Genomic DNA, 12,997 nt, shown 5'->3' with positions numbered 1-12,997 from the left:
GAAAGACGCCATGAAAAAGACGCTTTATCTGCTGTGCGGCCTGTTATGCGACGAGGTGGTCTGGGCGGCCCAGGCGCAAGCCTTGCAGGACGACTACGATGTGCGCGTGATTACCTTCCTGCAGCAAGACAGCATGCAGGCAATGGCCGAAAAGGTCTTGGCCGATGCGCCGGCGAACTTCGCCCTGGCCGGCCACTCCATGGGCGGACGGGTGGCGCTGGAGGTGTGTCGCCGGGCGCCGCAGCGCGTCGAACGGCTGGCCCTGCTCGACACCGGCTACGAAGCCGCCGCTCCCGGCGAAGCGGATAAGCGCGCGCTGCTGGTCCGGCAGGCCCTGGCCGAAGGAACCGACGCCATCGCCGCGGCCTGGGGATTGCCCATGCTGGCGCCCTGCCACCGCGAGGATCCGCATCTGGTGCAGGCGATATTCGATATGGTGGGGCGCATGACCGGCAAGATCTACGCGGCGCAGACACACGCCTTGCTGAACCGTCCCGATGCCGCCGACGTCCTGGCCAGCCTCGCTTGCCCGACACTGCTGTTGTGCGGCAAGCAGGATGGCTGGAGCCCGCCGCAGCGCCATGAACGGATGGCGCAGATGGTTCCGCACGCAGTGCTGGAACTGGTGGATGATTGCGGCCACATGTCGATGATGGAACAACCCGAGGCCGTACTGCAGGCAATGCGGCGCTGGCTGGCGAGCCGATAACACGGCCAGGCCGGCTCAGGCGACCATCGCCTCGCCGACCGGCCGCAGGACATCCTGCGGCGCCGGCGCCTTGGGCCGGCGGATCTCCGCTACCACGTCGCGAATCGCCGCCATCAGCGCCGACGCGCCGGGCGACGGTTTGCTCTCCGCCCGTTGGATGAGCCCTATCACGCGCGTCGTGCTGGGCAAGCTGATATCCAGCGCCTGCAATGTGCCATTCCCTATTTCGAACTCAAGCTGGCGCGCCGAGATCGCGGTGGCCATATCGCTACGCAACAGCAGCCCGCGCAGCAACGCCAGGTCGCTGGTTTCCACCGCCGGCGCCGGCGGCGTCAATCCCTGCAGGCAGAAGGACTGGCTGAACAGGCGGCGCGCAGGCGTATGCGGATTGGCCAGCACCCAGGAGAGGCCGTCCAGGTCTTGCAGGCCGAGGTTCTTGCGCCGGCCCAGCGGATGGCCGTTGCGCACCACGATGGACATGCTGTCGTTGAGCAAGGGTTCGCCCTTGAGATCGCGCGCGTAATCGGCAGGCCGCAGGGCGCCGAAGATGAAATCGATATCCCCGGCGCGCAAGCGGTTGGCCAGCGTGTCGAACGGCGCTTCGATGGTTTCGATGCGCAGCAAGGGATGTCGGGACAGCACCGCAAGGATGGCATTGGGCAAGATCTGGGTGCGCCCCAGCGGCAAGGCGCCAATGACCACCTTGCCTTCGGTAGCCCCCTTGATGGCGCCGAGCTCGGCCTCCACATGGCGCAGCTCCATGAGCGCCCGCTTGACGCGAAACAGCAGCGCTACGCCCGGCTCGGTCGCGACCACTCCCTTGGAGGTGCGCCGGAAAAGCGCCACCCCGAGGTCGCCTTCCAGATCGTTGACGCCCGCGCTGACGGCCGGTTGCGATATGCCCAGCAACTTGGCGACAGTGGGCATGTGGCCGTGCTTGGCCAGATTCACCAGAATCGCCAGGCGCCGTTCGCTGAGCAGCGCCGCGGGCACCCGCGTCCTGGCGCGCGCCTGCGGATCGGCGCTCTTGCTCGCGACCTCGGCAACCCCCTGCTCCAGTTCGTGGATGGCGCGCCGCCCGCGATACAGCAGCGCGCTGCCGAACGCATTGCACAACATGCCGGTCGCCTTGCGTTCGAACAGCTCGACGCCAAAGTACGACTCCAGTTCGTGGACCGAGCGGGTGACCGCCGATTGCGCCCGGCACAGATGCTCGGAGGCGCGCGTGGCGCTGCCGGCCTCGGCGACGCTGATGAAGGCGCGCAGATGGCGCAGGTTGAATGACATCGGCATAGCGTCCCTCCTTGCCGCGCGCCTCCGGCCAACCCGGCGGCGACGACATTAAGCTGGCCAGGCGCATGCGCCGCATCGCAACAACATGGGCCTCTGGCTTTATTTCAGGCATACCATGCCCGGCCTGGACGCAACCCGCGTGCAAGACCGGAGAATGGGGGGTGATTGCTCGTTCGCGACGGCAAGCGCGCGTCAAGAAAAGATGATCCGTGTCGGCATAAGGTCTCCTGAATGCTTGATGTTTATCGTTTTTTTTGATGTAGATGATAACCAACACGTGGTATATAGCAATGAAATTAGTTAGATAACATTTATTCGATAACTGAATAACATGAACGATCTGGACTTCGATCTCAACCTGTTGCCGGTGATATTGGCCGTCATCGAAGAACGCAGCGTCAGCCGCGCCGCGCTGCGCCTGGGATGGAGCCAGCCCAAGGTAAGCATCGCCCTGAACAAATTGCGCACGGCCCTGGGCGACCCGTTGTTCATCCGCGGTTCGCACGGCGTGGAACCGACGCCGCGCGCGCTGTCGCTGATGGAGCCGACCCAGGAAATTCTCCAGCGAATCCGGCAGAACGTATTGCTGCACGCGCCTTACGACCCGGCCGCCTCTACCCGCGCCTTCACCTTCGCCTTATCGGATGTGGGCGAGATGTTCATGCTGCCGCAACTGATGCGATACCTGGCCGAGGTGGCCCCCCATGTCTCCGTCACCAGCGTGACGCTGCCGCCGGACGATATTGCCAATGGCCTGGAAAAGGGCGAGATCGACCTCGCGGTAGGTTATTTTCCTGATTTGACGCGGCGCAATTTCTACCAGCAGCGCCTGTATTCGCACAGCTTCATCAGCCTGATCCGCGCAGGGCACCGCATCAAGGACAAGCGGCTGAGCATGGAACAGTTCCTGGAGCTGGGCCATGCGGTGGTCCGGCCTGAAGGCCGCAGCCACGAAGCCTTCGAACAGGTATTGGCCAAGCTCAAGATCAAGCGGCGCATCGCACTGTCGGTACCGCATTTCATGTCGATTCCTTTCATCGTCGCCTCGACCGATCTGCTGGTCACCGTGCCTGCCGCGCTGGGCGAGCGCTTCGCCACCCTGGCCGATGTGCGGACGATCTATCCGCCGATGGAGCTGCCGACGGTGGATTTGAAGCAGCACTGGCACCGGAAATACCATCGGGACGAAGCGAACATCTGGATACGGTCGGTATTCTTGAAGATGTTTTCCAACGGACCGATGCTCTGACGCGGCTTATGTTGCCATCGCACGGCCGCGCAAATGACGCAGGATAATCCTGGCTTGCCATGCCGGTTTATCCCCGATAAAAACAAGAACGCCCGCAGATGCGGGCGTTCTCTATTCAGGCACTTCTCCGACCGGGCGACAATCAGATCTCGACCTTGGTCCCCAGCTCCACCACCCGGTTGGCCGGGATGTTGAAGAAGTCCGACGGCTTGGCGCCGTTCTGGTACATCCAGGCGAACAGGCGCTCGCGCCACAGCGACATGCCCAGGAGCTTGCTCGGCACCACCGTGTCGCGCGCCAGGAAGAACGAGGTGTCCATCAGGTCGAAATGATGGCCGAACTGCTGCTCGGCCAGCGCCATCACCCGGTGCACCTCCGGCGTCTCCTTGAAGCCGAAGGAAGCGCGCAGCAGGTAGACCTGGCCGCCCAGGTCCTTCATGGTCAGGCGCTCGCTGTCGGCCACGTAAGGCACGTCCCAGATGCTGATCTTCAGGAAGAACACCCGCTCGTGCAGGATGCGGTTGTGCTTGAGGTTGTGCAGCAGCGCCACTGGCACGGTGTTGATGTTGCCGGTCATGAAGACGGCGGTGCCGCCCACGCGGTGCGGCGGATGCGCCAGCAGGCCCTCGACGAAGGGCTCCAGCGGGATGCCGTCGTCCTTGATGCGCATGCGCAGCAGCATGCGGCCGGAATACCACGTCATCAGCAGGAAGAACGCCGCGCCGCCGATCACCAGCGGGAACCAGCCGCCCTCGGTGAGCTTGAGCAGGTTGGCGGCAAAGAACGCCACGTCCACCACCATGAAGCAGCTAATGACCAGCACCACCGCCGGCATCCGCCACTTCCAGATATGGCGCATCACCACGCCCAGCAGCATGGTGGTGATCACCATGGTGGTGGTCACCGCCACGCCGTACGCGGCGGCCAGGTTGTCCGATTTCTTGAAGGCCAGCACCACGGCCACCACCAGCACCAGCAACATCCAGTTGATCAGCGGGATATAGATCTGGCCCTGCTCGTCTTCGGAGGTGTGCAGGATGCGCATGCGCGGCACGAAGCCCAGCAGGATGGCCTGGCTGGTCAGCGAGAAGGCGCCCGAGATCACCGCCTGCGAAGCGATCACCGTGGCGCAGGTCGACAGCAGCACCATCGGCAGCACCAGCGCCTCGGGCACCATCAGGTAAAAGGGGTTCTTGATCGCCGCCGGGTTGGCGATCAGGTTGGCGCCCTGGCCGAAGTAGTTGATCAGCAGCGCCGGCATGACCGTGAAAATCCAGGCGAAGCGGATCGGCTTGATGCCGAAGTGGCCCATGTCGGCATACAGCGCCTCGGCCCCGGTCAGCACCAGCACCACCGAGCCCAGCACGATGAAGGCCTGCAGCGAATGATCGGCCATGAAGCGCACGGCGTAGTAAGGGTTGATCGCCACCAGCACTTCCGGCGCCTTGACGATGTTGTATATGCCCAGCAAGGCCAGCGACAGGAACCAGGCGAACATCACCGGCCCGAAGAAACGGCCTACCACGCTGGTGCCGTGGCGCTGGATCAGGAACAGCACCACCACGATGGCGATCGTCAGCGGGATCACCACATGGGCGGTCTGCGGCGCGGCGATCTCCAGCCCTTCCACTGCCGACAGCACCGAGATGGCCGGCGTGATCACCACGTCGCCGTAGAACATGCAGGCGCCGAACACGCCCAGCATCATCAGCAGCTTGGCGCGCGGCGAGCCCGACGCGGCCGACCGCAGCGACAACGCCATCAGGGCCAGCACGCCGCCTTCGCCGTTATTGTCGGCGCGCAGCACGAACAGCACGTATTTGACGCTCACCACGATGGTGATGGCCCAGAACAGCATGGAGATGATGCCCAGCACCGCGTCGGGAGAAAAGGCGATGCCGTGGTCGGGGCTGAAACACTCCTTGAGCGCGTACAACGGGCTGGTGCCGATGTCGCCGAACACCACGCCGAGCGCGGCCAGTGTGATCAGGTGCAGCTTCTGCGAACGGAAGGACAGATTTGGATTGGTGTGAGATGAACTCATCGGACTCCCTTTGCTTCTTCAAATTGTCGCCGCCGGCGGCGCGGGCCTTGCACAAAAGGCAGGGATCGGGGCATCCGGCCGGGCAGGACGCGTACTTTATCGCACTCTACCTGCGGTGCGCGCAAATTGCCCGGGCCGGATGCAGGACGTTGCGCCGCTGCCTCTGCCCGGGCATCCGGAACTTGACAGCGCGGCAATACGGCGGTTCGGGTTTCGCCGGCCGGCTCCCCCGCATGGCGCGCCGTCCTTGCCCCTGCCGCACATGGGCTGCCCGGGCGCCAAAGGCCGCCAGCGGCAAGGCCTGGCAGCCTATGCCGTGGCCTCATATGGATATGCGGTAATCGAGTTTTTCTTTCTTGCGCGCCCTTTATATACTCCAATCGAATAAAGAACCACGCTTTTCCAACAAGATGGTTCTAAGAAGCTGTGCGCGGTCCCTGCCGGGATCGCAAACAGGTTCTCAGCCGATCGCCCCTTCCACCGACAACGACAGGACATCATGCAACCAACCCGCCCCACGCCGGGACGTCTCCGGCGCTTCATTTCCAACACCCTGGCCGCTTCGGCCACCGGCGCGCTGGCGCTGTCGCTGCTGGGCGCGCCGATGGCGGCGCATGCCGAAGGGCAGTTGCGCATCGCCGAACAGTTCGGCGTCGTCTACCTGCTGCTCAACGTCGCGCAGGACCAGCAACTGATCGAAAAGCACGGCCGCGCCGCCGGCGTGGACATCAAGGTCGACTGGCTCAAGCTCTCCGGCGGCTCGGCCGTCAACGACGCGCTGCTGTCCGGTTCGGTGGACATCGCCGGCGCCGGCGTGGGCCCGCTCCTGACCATCTGGGACCGCACCTACGGCAAGCAAAACGTGCGCGGCGTGGCGTCGCTGGGTAACTTCCCCTACTACCTGGTGAGCAACAACCCGAACGTGAAGACCATCGCCGACTTCACCGAGAAGGACCGCATCGCGCTGCCGGCGGTGGGCGTATCGGTGCAATCGCGCGTGCTGCAGTTCGCCTCGGCCAAGCTGTGGGGCGACGCCCAGTACAACAAGCTGGACAAGATCAGCATCGCCGTGCCGCACCCGGATGCCGCCGCCGCCATCATCAGCGGCGGCACCGAGATCACCGGCCACTTCGGCAACCCGCCGTTCCAGGAACAGGAGCTGGCCGGCAATCCCAAGGCGCATATCGTGCTCAACTCCTACCAGGTGCTGGGCGGTCCCTCCTCGGCCACGGTGTTGTACGCCACCGAGAAATTCCGCCGCGACAATCCCAAGACCTACAGCGCCTTCGTCGGCGCGCTGGATGAAGCCGCGAAGTTCATCGCCGCCAATCCCGAGAAGGCGGCCGACATCTACCTCAAGGTCAACAAGGGCAATACCGACCGCAAGCTGCTGCTGCAAATCATCAAGAACCCGGAAGTGCAGTTCAGGATCGGCCCGCAGAACACTTACCCGCTGGCCGAGTTCATGCATCGCGTGGGCGCCATCAAGAACAAGCCGGCTTCGGTGAAGGATTACTTCTTCGACGATGCCCATATTCAGGGAGGCAGCTGACATGCCGTTCGCACGCACATTCTTCCCGACCCTGGCGGCCGGCCTGATCGCCCTCGGCCCGGCCGCCAGCGCGCATGCCGAAGGCCAGATCCGCATCGCCCAGCAGTTCGGCATCGGCTACCTGATCCTGGACGTGGTGCAGGACCAGAAGCTGATCGAAAAGCAGGGCAAGAAGGAAGGCCTCGACATCAAGGTCGAATGGAACAGCCTGTCCGGCGCCACCGGCATGAACGAGGCGCTGCTGGCCGGCGCGCTGGATGTGGTCTCGGCCGGCGCCCCGCCGGCGCTGGTGCTGTGGGACCGCACGCGCGGCCGCCAGAACGTCAAGGCGATCGCTTCGCTGGGTTCGATGCCCAACTACCTGCTGTCGAACAATCCGAACGTGAAGACCGTCAAGGATTTCAGCAGCAAGGACCGCATCGCGGTGCCGGCCGCGGGCGTGGGCTTCCAGTCGCGCACGCTGCAGATCGAGACCGCCCGGCTGTATGGCAAGGACAACTACAAGCGCTTCGACGACATCACGGTGAGCCTGTCGCACCCGGACGCCACCGCCGCGCTGCTGGCCGGCGGTTCGGAAATCAATGCCCATTTCTCCAGCCCGCCGTTCCAGTACCAGGCGCTGGAGAACAAGAACGTGCACAAGGTGATCAGCTCCTACGACATCCTGGGCGGCCCGGCCTCCTTCAACTTCCTGTACACCACGCAGAAGTTCCACGACGAGAACCCGAAGACCTACCGCGCCTTCTACAACGCGCTGGTGGAAGCGGCCGAATTCATCCGCAACAACAAGGCCAAGGCGGCCGATACCTTCATCCGCGTGCAGAAGTCCAAGCTGGCGCCGGAGTTCGTGCGCAAGATCGTGGAAGACCCGGAAATCAATTTCACCGTCTCGCCCGAACGCAGCTTCGTGTATGCCGAAAAACTGCATGAGATCGGCGTGCTGAAGAACCGCGCGGCGTCGTGGAAAGACTACTTCTTCGAGGAAGCGTATGCACAACCCGGCAGTTGAAGCGGCCAGCGTATCGGCCGCCGTCCAGGCGTCCACGCCGCTGCTGCAGGTCGACCGGGTCAGCCTGCAGTACCGCACCGCCTCGGCCGTGGTGCAGGCCACGCATGATGTCAGCTTCGGCGTCTATCCGGCCGACCGCTTCGTGCTGCTCGGCCCGTCCGGCTGCGGCAAGTCGAGCCTGCTGAAATCGGTGGCGGGCTTCCTGCCCCCGGCCTCCGGCGAGATCCGGCTGGATGGCCAGGCCGTGCGCCATCCGGGCCCGGACCGCATCGTGGTGTTCCAGGAATTCGACCAGCTGCCGCCGTGGAAGACGGTGCTGCAGAACGTGATGTTCCCGCTGCTGGCCTCGAAGACGCTGGGCAAGCGCGCGGCCGCCGAGCGCGCCCGCCACTACCTCGAGAAAGTCGGCCTGGCGCGCTTTGCCGACGCCTATCCGCACACGCTCTCGGGCGGCATGAAGGCGCGCGTGGCGATCGCCCGCGCGCTGGCCATGCAACCCAAGATGCTGCTGATGGACGAGCCCTTCGCCGCGCTCGATGCGCTGACCCGCCGCAAGATGCAGGAAGAGCTGCTGGCGCTGTGGGAGGAGGTGCGCTTCACGCTGCTGTTCGTCACCCACTCGATCGAAGAGGCGCTGGTGGTGGGCAACCGCATCCTGCTGCTCTCGCCCCATCCGGGCCGCGTGCGCGCCGAGATCAACAGCCACCAGTACGACCTCGCCAGCCTGGGCGGCGCCGGTTTCCAGCAGACCGCGCAGCGTATCCACCGGCTGCTGTTCGACGAAGGCGCGACCCCTGCCGCACCGGAGAAACCGATCAATTTCGGCGACGTGCGCTTCTCCTACTGACGCGCCGCGCCCACCGAGGTAAGCCCATGAACCTGACGCCCCCCGTGCGGGAAGAATATGAACTGCCGCTGACGCCCTTGTCCGGCGTGGTGCTGGAACGCCGCCTCTCGCTACCCCAGCGCATCTGGCAGCAAACCTGGATCCGCAAGGGCGCGATCCTTTTGCTGCTGGCCATCGTGTGGGAAGCCATCGGCCGCTGGCAGAACAACGACCTGCTGCTGCCCACCTTCGGCCAGACCGCGCAAGCCTTTGCCGAGGGCATCGCCAGCGGCGAGCTATTCAACAAGACCTGGCTGTCGCTGCAGGTGCTGCTCAAGGCCTATGTGCTGGGCATCGCCGCCGCCTTCGTGCTGACCACGCTGGCGGTGTCCACCCAGTTCGGGCGCGACCTCTTGAGCACGCTGACCTCGATGTTCAACCCCTTGCCGGCCATCGCCCTGCTGCCCATCGCCTTGCTGTGGTTCGGCCTGGGCCAGGGCAGCCTGATCTTCGTGCTGGTGCATTCGGTGCTGTGGGCGCTGGCGGTCAACACCTATGCCGGTTTCCTGGGCGTGTCCGACACCTTGCGCATGGCCGGCCGCAACTACGGCTTGCATGGCCTGCCGTTCGTGCTGCAGGTGCTGGTGCCGGCCGCGCTGCCATCGATCCTGGCCGGCCTGCGTATCGGCTGGGCCTTCGCCTGGCGCACACTGATCGCCGCCGAGCTGGTGTTCGGCGCCACCAGCGGCAAGGGCGGCCTGGGCTGGTACATCTTCCAGAACCGCAACGAGCTCTATACCGACAAGGTCTTCGCCGGACTGGCGATGGTGATCCTGATCGGCCTGCTGGTGGAAAACCTGGTGTTCAATACGCTGGAGCGGGTGACGGTGAAGCGCTGGGGGATGCAGCGGTAAGCAGGACATAAACGCAACATAACCGCGACACTCCCTGGCAGCGTTATAAACGCCGCCAGATTCCGACAGCCGTCACAGCAACGAAAGCTGGTTGGGATCCGCCGCGCGCCGGTGCTGCGCTTTTCTTCCCGGGTCGATCGCCGCGCCCGCATCGTGCCCTTCGGTGGAGATGCCTTCGATCGCCAGCAGCAGTTTCTTGGCATGCAAGCCGCCGGCGAAACCGGTCAGCTCGCCGCCCGAGCCGATCACGCGATGGCAGGGCGCGATGATGGAAATCGGATTGCGTCCGTTGGCCGCGCCCACCGCGCGCACCGCCTTCTCGTTGCCGAGCTCGCGCGCAATCTCCAGATAGGTGCGGGTCTGGCCGTAGGGAATGGCGAGCAGCGCGGCCCATACCCGCTTCTGGAAATCGGTGCCGTCGAATGCCAATGGAACATCGAAGCTGGTGCGCCGGCCGGCGAAATAATCGGCCAGCTGGCGCGCCGTCTCGAGCAGCACCGGGCACGCGTCGTCCTGCGCCATCTCGCCCAGGCGCACACGGCCGGCGCGGTCGTTCTCCCACAGGATGGCCGTCAGTTTGTCGCCCCTGGCCACCAGCGTGAGCCGGCCGACCGGCGAATCGATGTGCTTGTATGCGTAGTCCATATGCGGCCTCCTGAGTCGGAAACCGATTCTAGCCTATTGATCCTACCCCGAAACGCTCAGAGATATTCGCTGCGAAAACCTGAGCGCCGGCTGATCACCTCTCCGGCCACCATGAATTCCCCATTGCCTTTGTAATGCACCGTCTTCGGGTTTTTCGGCGTGCGCGCCACATGCGCCTTCACCACTTCGAAAATGAAATAGTTGTATTTCCCGATGAGCTTGCCGTCGTGCAGGCGGCATTCGAAATTGGCGTGGCATTCGCCGATCAGCGGCGCGCCGACCTCGGCCGCGGGCAGCGGCGTCAGGCCGAAGCGCTCGAACTTGTCGACCTGTGCGCCCGAACAATTGCCGATGCCGACTATCTGCTCGATCAATGCGACCGTGGGCAGGTTGATCACGCATTCCCGGCTGTTGCGGATGAGCTCGAAGCTATGGTTGCCGCCGGCGATGACGCAACCCAGCAACGAGGGCGCAAACTCCATGACGGTATGCCACCCCATGGTCATGATGTTGCGCTGTTTCCTGTGCGCCGACGACACCAATACGATCGGACCGGGCTCAAGGTAGCGGCGTATCTGGTGTACCGGGAAATCCTGCTTGGCGGGCAACCTGGGGGCACGGGGCATGGCGGCTCCTGGCGATTATTGCGGGGGAAAGCCGGCACGCGTTGCCGGCGCGCCGCGGTAAACGCCGCAGGGCGCGGCTCCTATCCGGGCGGCGCCCTGCGCGTGATGCCGCGATGAAAGCTTGCTACCGCTGTGCTCAGATGGTCAGCACCGAATGCCCGCTTTCGTTCATGGCGTCATAGCAACGAGTGCAAACGCGGCAGAACAGATGGGAGCGCTTGACATGGCGATGCCGCAACACCAACTGCAGGGCCACGCCCGGGCAATGCGGGCATGCTTCGCGCATGGGGCCGACCGGAACGACGTCCGCGGCCTGGAAGCCTTGTTCGGTCATCACGCCCTCCACGACGTCGCGCGGATCGAGCTCGACCAGCGACAGCAGCAACGGGGCGCTGCGCTGTTCGAAGCGCGAGGCGGCGCGCGCCCCGCTCTCGGACGGGAACAGCGGCGGCGGGGACGGCCTAGCATCCGGATACCGGGTTGCGATGCTCATTGAGGTCTCCTTGGGTGGAACGCAGAAGCTTGTGTTGAGGAACTGCCGGGAAGGCCTGCCGATCTGGTCAGACCGGCAATCCTGGGGAGCCGCTTCCCGAACTGGCATGAACCAGGCCGCGATGCGACGGAGTCTTCACTCTAGTCGGCGCATCGCCTGACTTCAATGGCGCCGGCAAAAGAATTTTTCAATTCCGGAACAGAGGCCTATATCCATGCGCCAACGAGGAAATCGATGCCAATGAATGCCCGCCAATGGCTATCCGGGCATCGCTGGCGATAGCCTGCAAATTTCCCGCGTCGGTTTTTTGAAAAATGCACATCGTTCCGTCCCGCTTGTCTATTTTTCGCCATCTCACACGGGCACCAAGGGCAAATGCTACAAAGCGGTGCAATAATCCCACCATGACTACACTCAACGATATCGAAGCCGCCGCCCGCCGGCTGCAAGGCCAGATCCTGGAAACCCCCTGTGTCGAATCGCGCACGCTGTCGCAGATCGTCGGCGCCCAGGTGTTCCTCAAGTTCGAGAACCTGCAGTTCACCGCCTCCTTCAAGGAGCGCGGCGCCTGCAACAAGCTGGTCGACGTCGCCCAAAGCGGCGACGGCACGCGCGGGGTGATCGCCATGTCGGCAGGCAACCACGCCCAGGGCGTGGCCTACCATGCGCAACGCCTGGGCTTGCCGGCCACCATCGTCATGCCGCGCTTCACCCCCGGCGTGAAGATCGAGCGCACGCGCGGCTTCGGCGCCAATGTCGTGCTGCACGGTGATACGCTGGAAGCGGCGCGCGCCCATGCCTATGCGCTGGCGGAACAGGAAAACCTGACCTTCGTCCATCCCTACGACGACGAGGCCATCATCGCCGGCCAGGGCACGGTAGCGCTGGAGATGCTCAGCGCGGTGCCCGACCTCGACACGCTGGTGGTAGCCATCGGCGGCGGCGGCCTGCTGGCCGGGATGGCGGTGGCGGCGCGCGCCATCAAGCCGGAGATCGACATCGTCGGCGTGCAGACGCGGCGCTTCCCGAGCATGGTCAACGCCGTCAAGGGCACCGAACACCCGATGGGCGCCAGCACCATCGCCGAAGGCATCGCGGTCGGCACGCCCGGCACGCTCACGCGCGCCATCATCGCCCGCGAAGCCAATGAGCTGCTGCTGGTGGACGAAGGCGATATCGAACAAGCCGTACTGATGCTGCTGGAAATCGAGAAGACCCTAGTCGAAGGCGCCGGCGCGGCCGGCCTGGCGGCGCTGCTGCGCCACCCCGACCGCTTCCGCGGCAAGCGCGTGGGACTGGTGCTATCAGGCGGCAACATCGACCCGCTGTTGCTCACCGCTATCATCGAACGCGGCATGGTGCGCGCCGGCCGCCTGGCGCGCGTGAAGGTCAGCTCGCGCGACGTCCCCGGCACGCTGGCGAAAATCACCGGCATCGTCGCCGAAGCCGGCGCTAATATCGACGAAGTCCACCACCAGCGCGCCTTCACCCTGCTGGCGGCGCAAAACGTCGACATCGAACTGGTGCTGCAAACGCGCGGCCGCCCGCATCTGGCGCAAGTGCTGCAGGCGCTGCGCGGGGCCGGGTTCGAGGCGGAAGAGCTGCACTGAGACGGCAGGCCAGCCTGATGCCGGCAT

At 64.6% G+C, this 12,997-nt stretch carries 12 protein-coding genes; 7 read left to right on the top strand and 5 right to left on the bottom strand.

Going from position 1 to position 12,997, the window contains the following annotated elements; translation table 11 throughout:
* The first annotated feature begins 10 nt into the window (after positions 1 to 10).
* Positions 11 to 709 (top strand): alpha/beta fold hydrolase, encoded by a 699-nt coding sequence (locus FB598_RS18875; RefSeq protein WP_141917660.1) that lies wholly within the window; start codon positions 11 to 13, stop codon positions 707 to 709.
* A gap of 15 nt (positions 710 to 724) precedes the next feature.
* Here the strand turns inward: FB598_RS18875 and FB598_RS18870 are convergent, their stop codons facing one another.
* Positions 725 to 2,002, bottom strand: a complete 1,278-nt coding sequence (locus tag FB598_RS18870) for a LysR family transcriptional regulator (RefSeq protein ID WP_141917657.1) — start codon at positions 2,000 to 2,002, stop codon at positions 725 to 727.
* Between the two features lie 331 nt (positions 2,003 to 2,333).
* Between FB598_RS18870 and FB598_RS18865 the strand changes: the two genes are divergently transcribed.
* Positions 2,334 to 3,251 (top strand): LysR family transcriptional regulator, encoded by a 918-nt coding sequence (locus FB598_RS18865; RefSeq protein WP_141917655.1) that lies wholly within the window; start codon positions 2,334 to 2,336, stop codon positions 3,249 to 3,251.
* A gap of 142 nt (positions 3,252 to 3,393) precedes the next feature.
* On the opposite strand, the gene FB598_RS18860 is transcribed toward FB598_RS18865, so the two are convergent.
* Positions 3,394 to 5,295, bottom strand: coding sequence for a potassium transporter Kup (locus FB598_RS18860; RefSeq protein ID WP_141917653.1), 1,902 nt, complete (start codon positions 5,293 to 5,295; stop codon positions 3,394 to 3,396).
* Between the two features lie 499 nt (positions 5,296 to 5,794).
* On the opposite strand from FB598_RS18860, the gene FB598_RS18855 reads away from it, so the two are divergent.
* The 4 genes from FB598_RS18855 to FB598_RS18840 are packed head-to-tail and all read left to right on the top strand — an operon-like array spanning position 5,795 to position 9,596.
* A complete protein-coding gene (locus FB598_RS18855) occupies positions 5,795 to 6,847 on the top strand; it encodes an ABC transporter substrate-binding protein (RefSeq protein WP_141917651.1) in 1,053 nt (350 codons plus the stop codon).
* 1 nt (position 6,848) lies between these two features.
* On the top strand, positions 6,849 to 7,856 hold the full coding sequence (locus FB598_RS18850; RefSeq protein WP_141917648.1) for an ABC transporter substrate-binding protein: 1,008 nt from the start codon (positions 6,849 to 6,851) through the stop codon (positions 7,854 to 7,856).
* Positions 7,837 to 8,703, top strand: a complete 867-nt coding sequence (locus FB598_RS18845; RefSeq protein WP_141917645.1) for an ABC transporter ATP-binding protein — start codon at positions 7,837 to 7,839, stop codon at positions 8,701 to 8,703. Before FB598_RS18850 ends, FB598_RS18845 begins: the two co-directional genes overlap by 20 nt.
* Positions 8,704 to 8,729: 26 nt before the next feature.
* The gene (locus FB598_RS18840; RefSeq protein ID WP_141917642.1) at positions 8,730 to 9,596 is read left to right on the top strand and encodes an ABC transporter permease; all 867 of its coding nucleotides are present in this window, start codon (positions 8,730 to 8,732) and stop codon (positions 9,594 to 9,596) included.
* 72 nt (positions 9,597 to 9,668) lie between these two features.
* On the opposite strand, the gene FB598_RS18835 is transcribed toward FB598_RS18840, so the two are convergent.
* From FB598_RS18835 to FB598_RS18825, 3 genes are all read right to left on the bottom strand, one after another.
* Positions 9,669 to 10,241, bottom strand: coding sequence for a methylated-DNA--[protein]-cysteine S-methyltransferase (locus tag FB598_RS18835; RefSeq protein WP_141917639.1), 573 nt, complete (start codon positions 10,239 to 10,241; stop codon positions 9,669 to 9,671).
* A 56-nt stretch (positions 10,242 to 10,297) separates the two neighbouring features.
* Positions 10,298 to 10,867 (bottom strand): flavin reductase family protein, encoded by a 570-nt coding sequence (locus FB598_RS18830; protein WP_141917636.1) that lies wholly within the window; start codon positions 10,865 to 10,867, stop codon positions 10,298 to 10,300.
* Positions 10,868 to 11,003: 136 nt separating this feature from the next.
* Positions 11,004 to 11,360: a hypothetical protein gene (locus FB598_RS18825; RefSeq protein WP_141917633.1), complete on the bottom strand. Its 357-nt coding sequence runs from the start codon at positions 11,358 to 11,360 to the stop codon at positions 11,004 to 11,006.
* A gap of 404 nt (positions 11,361 to 11,764) precedes the next feature.
* Between FB598_RS18825 and FB598_RS18820 the strand changes: the two genes are divergently transcribed.
* Positions 11,765 to 12,970, top strand: coding sequence for a threonine ammonia-lyase (locus FB598_RS18820; RefSeq protein WP_141917631.1), 1,206 nt, complete (start codon positions 11,765 to 11,767; stop codon positions 12,968 to 12,970).
* Positions 12,971 to 12,997 lie beyond the last annotated feature (27 nt).

The organism is Herbaspirillum sp. SJZ106, assembly GCF_006715495.1.
GTDB lineage: Bacteria > Pseudomonadota > Gammaproteobacteria > Burkholderiales > Burkholderiaceae_D > Herbaspirillum.
Note: the sequence above shows the minus strand (reverse complement) of the source record. Positions and strands in the feature narration are given on the sequence as shown.